Here is a 15,996-nt window from a genome sequence, read left to right as displayed (position 1 = left end):
CTTGCTCAAGCGCGATGCTTGTCCTCAAACTCACAGCCGTAGTCATAGGACTTTAACGGCGTTGGAGACAGCTCATAAGTGGCTTTTCGTAGAAAATCCATCATCGCTTTTGAGTCTTTGGCAAGCGGGTCGAGAATGTCGCGCCCCAACGGTGCTCCAATGACCACCTTGACTGGGCTGTCGATGCGCTTGCGGAACTCCTTGATTAGCAGCCCCATACGCAAGTTCGTGTGCAAATGGCTGGCGATCTGGAACAATCGGCTGGTGTGTCCATCAAAGAACACCGGCACGACCGTGGCATTCGATTTGGCAATCATCCTTGCGGTAAAGCTGCGCCAACCCGGGTCCATCGGATAGGAAAATGGCTTCACCCCGGTACTGACAGTCCCCCCGGGGAAAAGCCCGATCGCGCCGCCCTGATGCAAATATCCCAACGCCTCTTTCCGCGTTTCAAGATTCAGGCGCACGGCCTCCTTGGTTTCATCAAAGGAAATCGGCAGGACGATCCGCTCAAGTTCCTCGGCCTTGCGAAAAATCCGGTGGGCGAGAATTCGAAACTCCGCGCGCGTCTGCGACAGAATATGCCCCATCATCAACCCATCAAGAATCCCGTAGGGATGGTTGGCAATCAGGATCAGTGGGCCTTCGGACGGGATATTCGCCAACGATCCTTCGACCACATCCAGTGTCAGGCCATACCGTTCGACCATCACCGACCAAAAGTCGCGTCCTTGCGCAATCTCCTGCTCATATCCGATGGCGCGTTTGATCAGCCGTATCCGTCCCGTGCTGTTTTCCATCAACCGGATCATTACGCGTCCACCGCGCGTTGCGGCGGAATGGGAATAGGAAATGTCGCGGACAACATGTCGGCGTGATATCATGCGGACGGACCACTATTGCAGGGCTTCGGCCTTGGCCGATAGCTGTCACTCTGAATGATCGTATATCAGACTCGTAACAGTTTTTCTATTCGGCTGCCGCAGCCATTTCCGGCCCTCCCTTGCGGAACGCCGCGAGCAATTCCTCGCGCCGTTTTGCCGCCTTAGCCTCGTTCGCCACCTTGACCGGACCGAACCCTCGGATATCCAGAGGCAGACGTGCCAGCGCCACTGCTATCTCCTGGGTCTGCGGAGTCACTTTCGACAATACCTCCTGCATGTCTGTCTCGTATTGCCGGATCAGCGCCCGTTCCATCTTGCGTTCTGCACCGTATCCGAACAGGTCCAGCGGCGTACCACGCAGCATCTTGAGCGACCTCAACATTTTGAGAGGTGTTTGCATCCATGGACCAAAGGCACGTTTTTTCGGGCGTCCGTCGGAACCGGTGCCACCCAACATCGGCGGCGCCAGATGGAATGTCATCTTGAAATCACCGTCAAACTCGGCGGCGGCCTTTTCCTGACTGCTCAGCAACAGGCGGGCCACCTCGTATTCGTCCTTGTAGGCCAGCAGCTTGTGGTACCCCTTGGCCACGGCTTCCCTCAATTCAGAGCCCTCTACACTATCCACAAGTTTACGATAGCGTTTGGCCAACCGCTTGTTCTGATACTGAGTCAAATGGTCGACGCGATATGCGATCTTGTCGTTCAGCGTTCTCGGCAGTTCGATCACCTTGGGCTTGGACAGGGCCGCTGCCTCGTCGGGATAGAGCACCGCCCATCTGCCGATTTCAAACGCCCGAAGGTTCCGCTCAACCGCGGCGCCATTCAATTGGATCGCGCCAGTCAACGCTTCATAGCTCACCGGGATCAACCCGCGCTGCCAGGCTCCGCCAAACACCATCATGTTGGAAAAGATTGAGTCCCCCAGCGTGGCACGCGCCAGATCCGAGGCATCAAACAGGTCAAGCCGCTCCTTTATCCGCGCCTGCAGAGCCAGTGCCAGCCGATCAGAGGGGAGCGCGAACTCGGTGTTGCGGGTAAAATCGCCAGTGATGATCTCGTGGCTGTTCACCACTGCTCCGGTTTGTCCGGTTTTCATCAGCCCAATCGTCTTGGACCCGGCACTGACCACCAGATCACCACCGATCAGCGCGTGTGCCTCACCTGTCGCAACCCGGATGGCGCTGATATCCTCGGGCTTGTTGGCGAGCCGGCAGTGGATGTGCACGGCGCCGCCCTTTTGGGCCAGCCCTGCCATTTCCATCATTCCGGCGCCTTTGCCGTCGATCTGGGCAGCCTGCGCCAACAGGGCGCCAATCGTGACCACGCCAGTGCCCCCGACGCCGGTAATCACCACGTTATGAGTGCCGTTGATCTCGGGCAGATCCGGATGCGGCAAGTCAGGAAGCGTCAACTCGGTGGTTGCCTCTTTCTTTACCTTGGCCCCTTCCAGCGTCACGAAAGACGGGCAGAAGCCCTTGAGACAGGAAAAATCCTTGTTGCAGCTGGATTGATCGATCGCCCGCTTGCGCCCCAGTTCGGTTTCGGCCGGCACGATCGACACACAGTTGGACTGAACACCGCAATCGCCACAGCCTTCGCAGATATCCGTATTGATAAAGACGCGCTTGTCGGGATCAGGAAACAACCCGCGCTTGCGGCGGCGACGTTTTTCGGCAGCACAGGTCTGGATATAGATGATGGCACTGACGCCTTCGATCTCGCGAAACTCGCGTTGCACCGCGTCCATCTCGGCCCGTTCGTGCCACTCCAATCCTTTTGGAAAGACATCGCGCGCAGGCTCTTCCTTTTCATCATAGACCACGGCAACCCGTTTGATCCCGATGGCCTTTAGTTCCCGCGCGATACGGGGCGCGTCCAGATCGCCCTCATTGTGTTGCCCGCCAGTCATCGCGACGGCATCATTGTACAGGATCTTGTAGGTGATATTCGTTTTCGCGGCCTGCGCGGCGCGGATCGCCTGAATGCCTGAATGGTTATAGGTGCCATCCCCCAAGTTCTGGAAGACGTGATTGGTCTGGGAAAACGGTGCTTCCCCGATCCAGTTGGCACCTTCGCCGCCCATATGCGTGTAACCGATGGTCGATCGGTCCATCCACTGCGCCATATAATGACACCCGATCCCGGCATAGGCCCTGCTGCCATCCGGCAGTTTGGTTGAGCTGTTATGCGGGCAGCCCGAACAGAAATAGGGCAAACGCGCGGCAATCTCTTCGGCGTTGTCGTTGCGGCGCGCATCATCCAACGCCGACATCCCGGCCCGGATTCCGTCAGTTTCACGGCCCTCTTCGATCAGAATGCCGCCCAGCTTTTCGGCGATCATGATCGGATCGAGAGCCCCGCGCGTCGGAAACAGCTCCATCCGGCGCCCATGCTCCCAGGAATCGCCTTTGTGCCAGCCATAGACACGACGACCACCACGATCATCGAAGATCGCTTCCTTGACCTGCACTTCGATCAGTTTGCGTTTTTCTTCGATGACGACGATCAGGTCCAAACCGTCGGCCCATTCGTGAAAACTGTCCATGTCCAGCGGGAACGTTTGCCCGACCTTGTAGGTGGTGATACCCAGACGCTCTGCTTCGTTTGCATCGATATTGAGCAGCGACATCGCATGCACGAGATCAAGCCAGTTCTTGCCTGCTGCGACAAAACCGATCTTGGCCCCGGGCTTGCCCCAGACACGCTTGTCGATGCGGTTCGCACGAGCAAAGGCCTCAGCTGCAAAGCGTTTGTGATCAATGACACGCGATTCCTGTGCAGCGGGCGTATCGATTAGACGAATGCTCAGCCCACCCTCGGGCAGGTCGATCTCTGGCGTGACAAATTGCTTTCGCATCGGATCGCCATCGACCACCGAAGTGACTTCGATGGTATCTTTCATGGTCTTTAGGCCGACCCAAACCCCGGCATAGCGCGACAGTGCATAACCATAGATGCCGTAATCAAGGATCTCCTGCACCCCAGCCGGGCTGACCACAGGCATATAGGCATCCACCAACGCCCATTCGCTTTGGTGCAGAACTGTACTGGATTCACCGGTATGGTCATCCCCCATCGCCATCAGGACACCGCCCTTGGGGCTGGTCCCGGCCATGTTGGCGTGCTTCATCACATCGCCGGATCGGTCCACGCCCGGCCCCTTGCCGTACCAAAGCCCAAATACGCCATCGAACTTTCCTTCGCCGCGCAACTCTGCTTGCTGGCTGCCCCACAACGCTGTCGCCGCGAGGTCTTCGTTCAATCCTAACTGAAATGTGATGTCATGTTCGGCCAAAGGCTTGGCTGCACGTTGCATCTGAAGATCTACGGCTCCCAGGGGCGAACCCCGATACCCCGTAACAAGTCCGGCCGTATTGAGCCCCGCTGCCTTGTCTCGCGCCTTTTGCATCAGCATCAATCGCACCAACGCCTGTGTGCCATTGAGCATGACTGGGCTCTTGGTCAAATCGAACCGATCATTCAACGAGATCTTTTGCGTGCTCATGTTGCCTCCCCGCTTTACATGATTGTGCCAGATTTCCGCCGATAATAGGTCACAATTTCTGACCTGTATAGCCCAAAAACGATTGCCGTGACGATGCGACTGTTGCATGGAGGGCATAGCGGCCCTTCTTATAGGGCAAGACACAGCATCGAAGGCATCTCGCATGGATTGGGACAAGCTCAGAATTTTTCACGCCGTCGCGGATGCGGGCAGCCTGACCCATGCTGGCGACCGCCTGAATCTTTCTCAATCGGCTGTCAGCCGTCAGATCCGTGCGCTCGAAGACAGCCTGGGTGCGACTCTCTTTCACCGCCACGCGCGTGGGCTGATACTGACCGAACAGGGCGAGTTGTTGTTTGACGCAACCAATTCCATGTCCAAGCGGCTCGAAACCGCAGCGGCGCGCATCAAGGACAGCGAAGAGGAAGTCTTTGGAGAGCTGCGCGTCACGACAACCTTTGGCTTCGGACTGCTCTGGCTGGCCCCGCGCCTGCCCAAACTCTATGAAAAGTATCCGGAACTAAAGGTTGACCTGATCCTTGATGAACGTGTTCTTGATCTGCCCATGCGCGAGGCTGACGTTGCCATCCGCATGAAGGAACCAAGTCAGGCCGACCTGATCCGCAAACGCCTAATGTCAGTGCAGATGCTCATGTATGCTTCGCGTGAGTATCTCGATCAGAATGGCATGCCTGACAGTGCCGAGGACATCGCCGACCACAGATTGATCTGTCAAAGTACGGATGCGGCCCAGGTCATGGCCGGTGCGAGCATGGTTCAAAGCCTGATGACCTACAATCCGAGATCAACCTTGACGGTCAACAACTACTTTGGCGTTCTTCAGGGTGTTCTACATAACCTGGGTATCGGTGTCTTGCCGGACTATGTAACGCATGACTTTCCGCAACTGGTCCGGGTTCTACCCGAGGTTGAGTCGGCAGATGTACCGGTGTTTCTCGCCTATCCCGAGGAATTACGCCAATCACAGCGGATTGCCGCCTTTCGGGACTTCGTTCAGGAAGAAATCATTACCTACCGTAAACACCTGAGATCACTTGAAAATAACTAAGCCATGCAAACACTGCATAGCGGCATTGCTATGGATGCGGCAATATGGGTCTTGATCGAACAGAAACCGATGCCTAATTGAACTCACGAAGCGATTGATGCTTAATAGCTCATCACTTCATACCTCCCTGTTGGACTTTGGCCGAGCTTAGTGCTCGGCCTCTTTTTTTGTCCCGCGCCGTCCAGAACTTGGGCGCGAGCGCGCAACTAACGGGAGAGAACTGGTCAATTCTGTTGAATTATGAGTGATTCCCGGCCAATGAGATGTATCACGGAAGAAATAATACACTCGGAGGTTTGATCATGGGTCTAGTTTCGCGCATTTGCGCTGTTTTGGTGACCATCATTGCTTTCCAAACGATAGCGACAGATGCGCAAAGCCAGGCCCTGGCAGCGATCAGCGGCGGCTCAGGCAGCGCTGAAAAGACCACAACCACTGAACTCCCCGAGCCACTGACACAGGATGCCGTTCGCGAAATGGTCGCGCGCATGTCCGATGACCAGGTCCGCAACATGCTTCTGGATCGGTTGGATGCTGTAGCCGCCGCAGAAGCGCAATCCGCAACACCCGCCGGCACCAGCTTCTTTGGACGGCTCCACACTCTGTGGACTGCGTTCTATTCGAACCCACTGGATGCAATCGTAAAACTGCCCACCCTGCTTCAGAAACAAGGCCAAGCGATCAGCAGCTTCGTGGCAGAGTTTGGAGGCCTGTCTGGCGTCCTCAAGATGCTGGGCCTCACGGCAATCGCACTCGCAGTCGGCTTCGGCGTAGAATATCTCGCTGAGAGGCTGACGAAACGCTGGCAGCGAAGCCGGCCGCCATCCGATACCGCCACCCTGCAAGAGTCCCTCAAGTTTCTTTTCCGACGCTTCATGCGCGAAATCTTTGGGCTGATCATATTCTATTTCACGATTCGGATGGTTGGTCGCGCTTTGCTGGATGCACAACAAATGACTTTTGTCGCTCCGCTGGTCACCTATCTGGTTTGGTGGCCACGGCTTGGTGCTGCGGTCTCGCGACTGGTCCTGGCCCCGCAGCAACCCGCGATGCGCCTTGTCAGCCTTGATGACAATTGGGCCAAATTCCTTCACAAGAACTTGGTCGGCTTAATCCTGCTCTCCGGGTTCACGATTTTTGCGGTCGGCTTTAACCTGAACTCCGGCCATTCACTGGCCGAAACACGCCTCGGTTTCTGGCTCGATACAGCAGTGTACATCTATATCATCTTCATCGCATGGACTGCCCGTGACGGATTGGTCGAACTTATGCGGGGCTCAGACCCTGATCGCTCCGAATATGATGAAGTGGTTGCGCGCTATTATCCGTCCTATGTGATTACCGTCGCGATCCTCATGTGGGTCCTGGTCACCACGCTCACCGGGCTCGGCAAGGTCGAACTCTTGTTGAAGGGTGCGCATTTCACCACCCTGTTCTGGCTCATTCTGGCCCCGACACTGGATATGCTGGTCCGCGGGCTTGTCCGTCATCTGGTTCCTCCGATGATTGGTCAGGGGCCAATCGCCGAACGCGCCTATCGTTCAACCAAACGCAGCTATATCCGCATCGGCCGGGTCCTGATTGCGGGCATTGTTCTCGTGCTGATCGCTAATTCCTGGGACATGAATATCGCCGACTTTACGGCTCAACGGCAGGGTTTTGGCTCGCGTCTGGTTGAATTTCTGATGACGCTCGCAGTTGGCTACATCGTCTTCGAACTGGTTTCGCTTTGGATCAACCGCAAGCTGGCCAAGGAACAGACCAGCGGCGGACCTGTCAGCGAAGACGCGGCAGGAGGCGAAGGAGGCGGTGCCGGTGGCTCGCGATTGGCGACAGTGCTGCCGCTGTTGCGGCTAAGTGCGCTGACAGGCATCATTATCATTTTCACGCTTCTGGCCGTCGGATCGCTTGGCATCGATATCACGCCGCTTCTGGCCGGTGCCGGTATCCTTGGCCTTGCTATCGGTTTTGGTGCCCAAAAACTGGTGACAGACATTGTGTCAGGTGTCTTTTTCCTGATCGACGATGCCTTCCGGGTTGGCGAGTATGTCGATGTCGGGGGCACCATGGGTACTGTCGAAAAAATCTCCATCCGCTCGATGCAATTGCGCCATCACCGGGGCAACGTGCATACCATTCCCTACGGCAGCGTTGAAAAGGTCACCAACTTCAGCCGTGATTGGGTGATCATGAAACTGATGTTCACTGTTCCGTTCGATACCGACCCCAACAAGGTCAAGAAGATCTTCAAGAAGATTGGTGCCGAGATGCTTGCCGATCCGTTGTTCGAGAATGACTTTCTTGAACCGTTCAAGAGCCAGGGTGTTCTGCAGTTCGATGACGTGGGCATTGTCATGCGGGGCAAATTCATGGCCAAGCCGGGCACCCAGTTCACCATCCGCAAGGAAATCTACAACCGCGTTCGCAAGGAGTTCGCCGAGAACGGCATCGAATTCGCTCGCCGCGAAGTTCGCGTTGCGATCCCCGGACTGGATCACGATGACGATCTGAGCGATGCGGAAAAGCAGGCGATTGCCGCTGGTGCCAGCGGCGCGGTGCAGGCGCAGATCGAAGATCAGAACGCCAAGAAGTAGCAAGCATGGCGACCATTGCGACGTACGCGATGGCCGCCACTGGAACCAAGGATCGTCGCCCCGCACTTACGCTGGGCGGCGCTTCATTTTGAAGGGGACATGTCGCACCGGCCGCAGGAAATAAGCGTCAAAAGCGACAAGATGGGAACAGGGCTTTTCCCCGGACGCCGCTTGCACTAACAACACGGCAATCACGCCACCCTGGGGAACGACTGGATGCAAGAGCCTGCCATCACGCCTGAGATCATTGAAAACCACGGGTTGAAACCTGAAGAATACGCCGAGATCCTGCGTATCATTGACCGCGAACCCACATTCACGGAACTCGGTATCTTTTCGGCCATGTGGAACGAGCATTGTTCCTACAAGTCCTCGAAAAAATGGCTTCGAACCCTGCCCTCTTCCGGCCCTCAGGTGATCTGCGGCCCCGGAGAGAACGCGGGCATCGTTGATATTGGCGATGGGCAAGCGGTGGTCTTCAAGATGGAGAGCCACAATCACCCCTCCTATATCGAACCCTATCAGGGCGCGGCCACCGGTGTTGGCGGAATTCTTCGCGACGTGTTCACCATGGGCGCCCGCCCGATCGCGGCAATGAACTCGCTCAGCTTTGGCGAAACCAGCCATCGCAAGACCAAGCAACTGGTCAATGGTGTTGTCGAAGGCGTCGGGGGATATGGCAACTGTTTCGGCGTGCCGACTGTCGGAGGCGAAGTCCGGTTTCACCCGGCCTATAATGGCAACTGCCTCGTGAATGCCTTTGCTGCAGGGCTCGCTGACAGCGACAAGATTTTCTATTCGGCGGCCAGCGGCGTCGGTCGCCCTGTTGTCTATCTCGGTGCCAAAACAGGTCGCGACGGCGTCGGCGGGGCCACAATGGCCAGCGCCGAATTCGATGATACCATCGAAGAAAAACGCCCCACGGTTCAGGTCGGCGATCCCTTCACCGAAAAGCGCCTGATGGAGGCGACACTGGAACTGATGCAGACCGGTGCCGTGATTTCCATTCAGGATATGGGTGCCGCCGGCCTTACCTGCTCGGCCGTTGAAATGGGTGACAAAGGCGGCCTCGGCGTGCGGCTGAACCTGAACGCCGTCCCTCAGCGCGAAGAAAACATGTCGGCCTACGAGATGATGTTGTCGGAATCCCAGGAACGGATGTTGATGGTTCTCAACCCCGAGCTCGAGGCCGAGGCCCGTGCGGTGTTTGAAAAATGGGATCTGGATTTTGCCATCGTCGGTGAAACCATCGCCGAAGATCGCTTTATCGTCGAACACAACGGTAAGGTCATGGCCGATCTGCCGCTGGCCACACTGTCTGGCTCTGCCCCTGAATACGACCGTCCTTGGGTCCCTACCCCACCGGCCGAGCCCTTGGCCGATGTGCCGGGCATCGATCCGATTGACGGACTGCGCGCGTTGATCAGTTCGCCCAACTATGCAGCCAAGCAATGGGTCTATGAACAATACGACACGATGGTCATGGCCGACACCGCCCGCACACCGGGCCTAGGCGCAGGCATCGTGCGGGTGCACGGCACGGACAAGGCGCTGGCCTTTACCAGCGATGTCACCCCTCGCTATGTGCGCGCCAATCCCGAGGAAGGCGGCAAGCAAGCCGTCGCCGAAGCCTGGCGCAATCTTTGTGCCGTTGGGGCAAAACCGCTGGCGACCACCGACAACCTGAATTTTGGCAATCCGGAGAAGCCCGAAATCATGGGCCAGTTCGTGGGTGCCATCAAGGGCATCGGCGCCGCTTGCGAAGCGCTCGATATGCCGATCGTCTCGGGTAACGTATCGCTTTACAATGAAACCGACGGTACGGGCATCTTGCCCACTCCGACCATCGGCGCCGTCGGGCTGCTGGCGCATACAGATGACATCATCGGATGTGATGTGCGTGATGGCCACGTCGCGTTGCTGGTTGGCGAAACTCTGGGTCATCTCGGTCAATCCGCTCTGCTCGCCGAGGTCTTCAACCGCGAGGAAGGCGACGCACCGGCGGTTGATCTGGACGCAGAAAAGCGCAACGGCGGCTTTATCCGCGACAACCGCGCGATGGTTACCGCCTGTACCGACCTGTCTGATGGTGGTCTGGCGCTTGCCGCCTTTGAACTCGCCGAACGTACCGGCGTGGGCATTCAGCTTGACGCATTGGCAACCGAATTCCTCTTTGGCGAGGATCAAGCCCGGTATCTTGTGGCCTGTAACTTTGATCAGGCCGAGGCCTTGATGATCGCCGCCGGACAGGCAGGTGTACCGATTTCATCGGTTGGCCGTTTCACTGGTGACACCGTTCAATTCGGCTCGGTTTCGGCACCACTGTCTGAACTCTCCGAAACCTATCGAAGCGCGTTTCGAGACGCGCTCGGCTAGAGGATGACGCAACAGCTCTATCTGCATATCGGTGACTGCAAGACCGGGTCAACCGCGATCCAATCAATGCTGATGGGCAATGGATATGACACGCCCGGCACAAGGCTGTTGCTGCCCAAACCGATACAGCACGGCAGGCTGGCGCGCAGCTTGACGACGCATAAGCATCTGAAAGACAAACGCTGGTGCGCCATTGCCAAGAATCTCGCGAACCCGGATTGGGACGTGGCTGTGATCTCGACAGAGTTGTTCGAGTTTTCTGCTCCCGAACGCGTCGCCGCAGCGATCAAGCAACACATCCCCGATCACGCCGAAACCGTTCAGGTCATCGCCTATATTCGCCCCCACGTCGGACGCTTCCTGTCGCAATTTTCCGAGAACCTGAAGAACGGCCATGCAACTGGCGACATGCAGGATTTTGCTGCGCGGATGGACCGCCTCGGCCGGCTCGATTATGCGCCCCGACTGAAAAGATGGCACGACGCCTTCGGAGACCGGCTGAACGTGCGTCCGTTTGTGCGCGACCGGCTGCTCAATGGTGATGTGCGTCACGATTTCATGGCCAGAATTCTCGGTGATCGCCCCTTCGAGATCGGCGACGATTCCGTTACCAATGCATCGCTTTGCCTATCCGACCTCGCGTTGATGCGTATGCTGCAACGACGCTTTGCGGCCGAATTGGGGGCAGAGCACCCGTCCTGCATACCATTCGGCAAACAATTCGGACGCCTATTGCTGGCAGCACCGTCGCCAAGATCAACCGAAAAGCTGCGCCTGTCGCAAACGCTCTATGACTGGTTCGCGGCGCGATACAGCGACGACGCGAGACAAATGGATGAAATCTGGTTTCAGGGGCCTTGCTTTGCGCCCGCACTTGAGGACGCCGCCAACGACACGGTGGCCACAGCGCAGGATCTGAACGTAGAGACCCATTTTGACGCCGAAACCTTGCGTGTGATGACGTGTTGGGCCGATCTCCTCCTGCGACAAATGGATGATGACCCTGCCATGTTTGGTAAACGGCTGCGTCCATGAGCCCCTGCCTCGTTGTTTCAGCGCATGATGCCCCCTGTTGCAAATAACGCCCATCCCGGCCAACACTGCGCCAAAATGCAACGAACCGATCCCTTGCGCCCTGCGCAGCATCGCCCTACATCTGTTCTAACTCAGCAGGAGCAACGCACCACATGGCAATGCAAGCCCATGAAATCGAAGAACTGATCCGCGCCAGCTTTCCGGATGCATCAATCTCGATCACAGATCTGGCTGGCGATGGGAACCATTACGCAGCCGAAGTCATCGACGAGAGCTTTCGCGGTCAGAACCGGGTGCAACAGCAACGTGCAGTCTACGCCGCACTCAAGGGCAAGATGGATGGTGCCAGCGGCGAACTCCACGCGCTGGCTCTGACCACCAAGGTCCCTGCATAAACAACTTTGGTGCCAACGACTGAACCGGCGGCACGAGTTTAGACAACCGACACAGCGCGAGCCAACGGCAGCGCACGACACGAGGATAGCGAGATGAGCGATACCGCCACCCAGATCAAAGACACCGTCACCACCAACAACGTGGTGCTGTTCATGAAAGGCACCAAGGAAATGCCCCAATGCGGGTTTTCCTCTCGCGTCGCCGGTGTGCTGAACTACATGGGCGTCGACTTTGCCGATGTGAATGTTCTGGCAGACGAAGCGCTGCGTCAGGGCATCAAGGACTATTCCGACTGGCCGACCGTCCCGCAGCTTTACGTCAAAGGCGAGTTTGTCGGCGGATGTGACATCATCACCGAAATGACATTGTCCGGCGAGCTCGACACCTTGTTTGAAGACAACGGCGTTACCTATGACAAGGATGCCGCAAACAAAATTCGCGAAGCCAACGGCTGATCAACCGACTAAGTCCCAACAGCGCCGCCCCCTTTTGGGGCGGTTTTGCGTTCTGGCATCGCGCTGCCAGATGCCAAACTGGACTACTGGTTTGCCACCGAACAGTCGCCCAATACCGGCACTTCCTCTGCAGTGTGATCCGCCGCCATATGCATCACGAAGGCGCCGTCGCCTTTGGTGTAAAGCCGATAGCTGTCCTGTTCATCAAATCCCACATACCGGACACCTGACCCCGAGGGCAGCGCGCGCAACGCGATCTGCTTGCCTTCGATCTGCATGACCGCGAGTGCCGGCCCCTCGGGCAGATTGATGAATGTCACAGGCACCATCACGTTCCGCTCGCACCGATAGGTCAGGCTCGTAACATCCAAAGTGTCCTGCGCGGACAATGCCATCGGCAACGCCATCAAGGCCGCGCAGGTTCCGAGAACCTTCATGTCTGAGCTTTTTCCTCGATCTCGCTTGCCAGCGCTTCTGCGCGGGCGGCCAGCTCTGCCAAGGTATCGGTCACGGCTTGCGGCACCACAGGAACCTCTACCCGCTCCGGCGTGGGCTTGGGCGCATCGCGCAGCTGCTCCACCTCGGCCTGACGCTCGGCAAGCGTCGCTTCAAGCGCCTTGACCCGATCTTCGGATGCCGCCGTCTTGTCGGCGAGCAAGAGCCCTGCCATCAACAGCATCCGTGCTTCGGGCATGCGGCCAACCTGATCCGACAGCACCTGTGCCTCGTCGTCCAGCATCTTGGCCGCGGAATGCAGAAAATTCTCTTCGCCCTCCTGACACGCCACGTTAAAAGGGCGGCCTCCGATACGAATGGTAACTTCGGGCATTACAAATCCTCCCCGTCGGGCAATCCGTTTGCTTCGGCCAAAAGCGGTTTGAGTTTGGCCAGAACCACACCCACCTCGGCAACCTCGGTGGCACGTGCAGCCCGCAGCGCTTCCAGTTCCGCCAGCATCGCCTTGTTGATCAGGCGCGGCTTTCCAACGCCGTTCTCATTGGCCGTACGCAGCGCCGCATTGCTGTTGCGCAATTGTTCGTTGGCCTCGCGCAGACGTTGCAGATCCATATCCAGCTGCCCCATCGCCTGATCGAACGTCGCGAGTTCGGCCTTGAGGGCGTCAATTTCTGCGGATCGATCCAGATCGGCCTTGAGGGCTGCGATCTCGTCATCATGCTCGGCCCGCAAAGCCCGCAACCTGTCTTCGAGATGGGCGCTGGTGCGGCGCTCTTCTTCAAGCGCGGCACTCAAATCCGGCTCAGGTGCGGAATCGTCCGCCCGTCCTGCAATCTGACTGACCCCGGCGTCTATCCGCGCCATTGCCAGTGTGATCCGGCTTTGCAATTCTTCGATCTGACTCATGCCCCTCACCTTTCGTACGGTTTTTTCGATTTCGTACGTTTTACCGGTTGATCCCGCGCCGTGCCACACGCCGCAGCTCGGTCGCGAATCGACCCTGTTCACCAATTCTTAGCAGTCTATCCAAGGGCAAGGCAATTTTCCTGACCTTTGCTTTCAAAGACTTGGCCGAACCCGCTCATCCAATGGCCAAACTGCGCTGGTCTGGCGCTTGATCTTTGGGACGCGGCTGGTATTGAGCAAACCAGTTTACCGCAAACACGATCTGTCAGCCAAAGGAGCCGCCACGTGGATCTTACCGCATTGCGCAACGCCAACCCGGACCACTGGTCAAAAGCGACCGCCATTCGCGCCCTGACGCTGGATGCCGTCCATGCGGCCAATTCCGGTCACTCGGGCATGCCGATTGGCATGGCGGATGTCGCAACCGTTCTTTTTGAAAAGCACCTTAAATTTGATGCCGCCGCACCGGAATGGCCGGATCGCGACCGGTTTATCCTGTCCGCTGGTCACGGTTCCATGCTGCTGTATTCGCTGCTCTATCTTACCGGATCGACGGAAATCACCCTTGATGAGATCAAGAACTTTCGCCAGTGGGGCGCAAAAACCGCAGGGCATCCCGAGAATTTCCTCGCCAGCGGGATCGAGACCACCACCGGCCCGCTTGGTCAGGGCATCGCCAATTCCGTCGGCTTTGCGATTGCCGAAGAGGCGCAGCGCGCCCGCTTTGGCAGAAAGGTCGTGGATCACCACACCTATGTCATCGCTGGCGACGGTTGCCTGATGGAAGGCATCAGCCACGAAGCCATCGGCCTCGCTGGCCGACTGCAACTGGGCAAGTTGATCGTGCTGTGGGACAACAACAACATCACCATCGACGGTAAGGTCGAACTCTCTGACTGCACCAATCAGGTTGCGCGTTTCAAAGCAGCCGGCTGGCAGGTGATCGAGATCGACGGTCACGACCCGGCAGCCATCGACGAGGCGCTTACAGCCGCCAAGAAAACCCGCAAACCTTCGATGATCGCCTGCAAAACCCACATCGCACTGGGCCACGCGGCGCAAGATACATCCAAAGGCCACGGAGCACTGACAGACCCGGATCAGCTTAAGGCCGCCAAAGACGCCTATGGCTGGACGACTGGCCCATTTGTGATCCCGGACGACGTCAAGTCGTCCTGGGAAGCGATCGGGGCGCGTGGCGCCGCCGCGCGCACGGAATGGGAAACAAGGCTTGCCGATTTGTCGGAACGTCGTCGCGACGAATTTAATCGCGCCTACGCGCTCGATGCGCCCAAACGCCTATCCGCAACCATCCGGGCGCTCAAGAAGCAAGCTAGCGAAGCCGCAAACAAGGTCGCGACACGCAAGTCCAGCGAGATGGTGCTTGAGGTCGTGAACCCGGTGATGAAGGAAACCATCGGCGGCTCCGCCGACCTGACGGGGTCCAACAACACCAAGACCGGTGATCTCGGTGTGTTTACGCCCGAGGATCGCAAGGGCCGTTATATCTACTACGGCATCCGCGAACATGGCATGGCGGCCGCGATGAACGGCATGGCCCTGCACGGCGGCATCCGCCCTTACGGCGGCACGTTCATGTGTTTCACCGACTATGCCCGCCCTGCTATGCGGTTGGCCGCGCTGATGAAAATCCCCAGCGTGTTTGTCATGACCCATGACAGCATCGGTCTGGGCGAAGATGGTCCGACCCACCAACCGGTCGAGCATCTGGCCATCAGCCGGGCAACCCCAAACACGCACGTCTTCCGCCCTGCCGACACAGTAGAAACCGCCGAAGCTTGGGAACTGGCCCTGACCAGCAAGACCACGCCGTCGGTTCTGTCCCTCACTCGTCAAGGCCTGCCGACTGTGCGAACCGAGCACAAGCAGAAGAACCTGACGGCACAGGGGGCCTATGTGCTCGCCGATGCCGAAGGCAAACGCCAAGTGATCCTGATCGCAACCGGTTCCGAAGTCGCCGTGGCAATGGAAGCGCGTGACATGCTGCAAGCCGAAGGCATCGGCACCCGCGTCGTTTCCATGCCCTGCATGGAACTGTTTGCCGAGCAGGACGAGGCCTATCGCAAGCGCGTTCTGCCAGCAGGCCCCGTGCGGGTCGGCATCGAGGCGGCCGTTCGCCAAGGCTGGGATCGCTGGCTTCTGGGCGAGCGCGGACGCGACGCCAAGGCTGGCTTCATCGGCATGGACAGCTTTGGCGCCTCAGCACCTGCCGAAGAACTGTTTGAAAAGTTCGGCATCACCGCAAAGGCGACCGTTGCCAAAGTAAAAGACCTGCTGGGCTAGCGTCCCGCGCGAT

12 protein-coding genes are annotated in these 15,996 nt (G+C 57.9%); 7 read left to right on the top strand and 5 right to left on the bottom strand.

What is annotated here, in order from left to right; all coding sequences use genetic code 11:
- Nucleotides 1–5: 5 nt before the first annotated feature.
- Together ABJO75_RS10595 and ABJO75_RS10590 are read right to left on the bottom strand one after the other, a co-directional pair.
- Nucleotides 6–884, bottom strand: coding sequence for a lysophospholipid acyltransferase family protein (locus ABJO75_RS10595; RefSeq protein ID WP_348130031.1), 879 nt, complete (start codon nt 882–884; stop codon nt 6–8).
- Nucleotides 885–969: 85 nt separating this feature from the next.
- Entirely contained in the window at nt 970–4,392 is a 3,423-nt protein-coding gene (locus tag ABJO75_RS10590; RefSeq protein WP_348130028.1) for an indolepyruvate ferredoxin oxidoreductase family protein, read from the bottom strand.
- 163 nt (nt 4,393–4,555) lie between these two features.
- Here ABJO75_RS10590 and ABJO75_RS10585 point away from each other — a divergent pair, with 163 nt between their 5' ends.
- From ABJO75_RS10585 to grxD, 6 genes are all read left to right on the top strand, one after another.
- Nucleotides 4,556–5,461, top strand: a complete 906-nt coding sequence (locus ABJO75_RS10585) for a LysR family transcriptional regulator (RefSeq protein WP_348130025.1) — start codon at nt 4,556–4,558, stop codon at nt 5,459–5,461.
- Between the two features lie 302 nt (nt 5,462–5,763).
- Nucleotides 5,764–8,055 (top strand): mechanosensitive ion channel family protein, encoded by a 2,292-nt coding sequence (locus tag ABJO75_RS10580; RefSeq protein ID WP_348130022.1) that lies wholly within the window; start codon nt 5,764–5,766, stop codon nt 8,053–8,055.
- A gap of 216 nt (nt 8,056–8,271) precedes the next feature.
- Nucleotides 8,272–10,431, top strand: coding sequence for a phosphoribosylformylglycinamidine synthase subunit PurL (gene purL, locus ABJO75_RS10575; RefSeq protein WP_348130019.1), 2,160 nt, complete (start codon nt 8,272–8,274; stop codon nt 10,429–10,431).
- 3 nt (nt 10,432–10,434) lie between these two features.
- Entirely contained in the window at nt 10,435–11,466 is a 1,032-nt protein-coding gene (locus ABJO75_RS10570; RefSeq protein ID WP_348130016.1) for a hypothetical protein, read from the top strand.
- Between the two features lie 152 nt (nt 11,467–11,618).
- Nucleotides 11,619–11,861: a BolA/IbaG family iron-sulfur metabolism protein gene (locus ABJO75_RS10565; protein WP_348130014.1), complete on the top strand. Its 243-nt coding sequence runs from the start codon at nt 11,619–11,621 to the stop codon at nt 11,859–11,861.
- 93 nt (nt 11,862–11,954) lie between these two features.
- Entirely contained in the window at nt 11,955–12,317 is a 363-nt protein-coding gene (grxD, locus tag ABJO75_RS10560; RefSeq protein WP_348130011.1) for a Grx4 family monothiol glutaredoxin, read from the top strand.
- Between the two features lie 83 nt (nt 12,318–12,400).
- Here the strand turns inward: grxD and ABJO75_RS10555 are convergent, their stop codons facing one another.
- The 3 genes from ABJO75_RS10555 to ABJO75_RS10545 are packed head-to-tail and all read right to left on the bottom strand — an operon-like array spanning nt 12,401 to nt 13,679.
- Complete coding sequence (locus ABJO75_RS10555) at nt 12,401–12,754, bottom strand: MliC family protein (protein ID WP_348130009.1); 354 nt, start codon at nt 12,752–12,754, stop codon at nt 12,401–12,403.
- Nucleotides 12,751–13,146, bottom strand: a complete 396-nt coding sequence (locus ABJO75_RS10550; RefSeq protein ID WP_348130006.1) for a cell division protein ZapA — start codon at nt 13,144–13,146, stop codon at nt 12,751–12,753. Before ABJO75_RS10550 ends, ABJO75_RS10555 begins: the two co-directional genes overlap by 4 nt.
- Nucleotides 13,146–13,679 (bottom strand): hypothetical protein, encoded by a 534-nt coding sequence (locus ABJO75_RS10545; RefSeq protein ID WP_348130004.1) that lies wholly within the window; start codon nt 13,677–13,679, stop codon nt 13,146–13,148. The genes ABJO75_RS10550 and ABJO75_RS10545 overlap by 1 nt, the downstream gene beginning before the upstream one ends.
- 285 nt (nt 13,680–13,964) lie before the next feature.
- Here ABJO75_RS10545 and tkt point away from each other — a divergent pair, with 285 nt between their 5' ends.
- Nucleotides 13,965–15,983 (top strand): transketolase, encoded by a 2,019-nt coding sequence (gene tkt, locus ABJO75_RS10540; RefSeq protein WP_348130002.1) that lies wholly within the window; start codon nt 13,965–13,967, stop codon nt 15,981–15,983.
- Nucleotides 15,984–15,996: the final 13 nt, after the last annotated feature.

It is taken from the genome of Sedimentitalea sp. (assembly GCF_039973035.1).
Taxonomy (GTDB): Bacteria; Pseudomonadota; Alphaproteobacteria; order Rhodobacterales; family Rhodobacteraceae; genus Sedimentitalea.
Note: the sequence above shows the minus strand (reverse complement) of the source record. Positions and strands in the feature narration are given on the sequence as shown.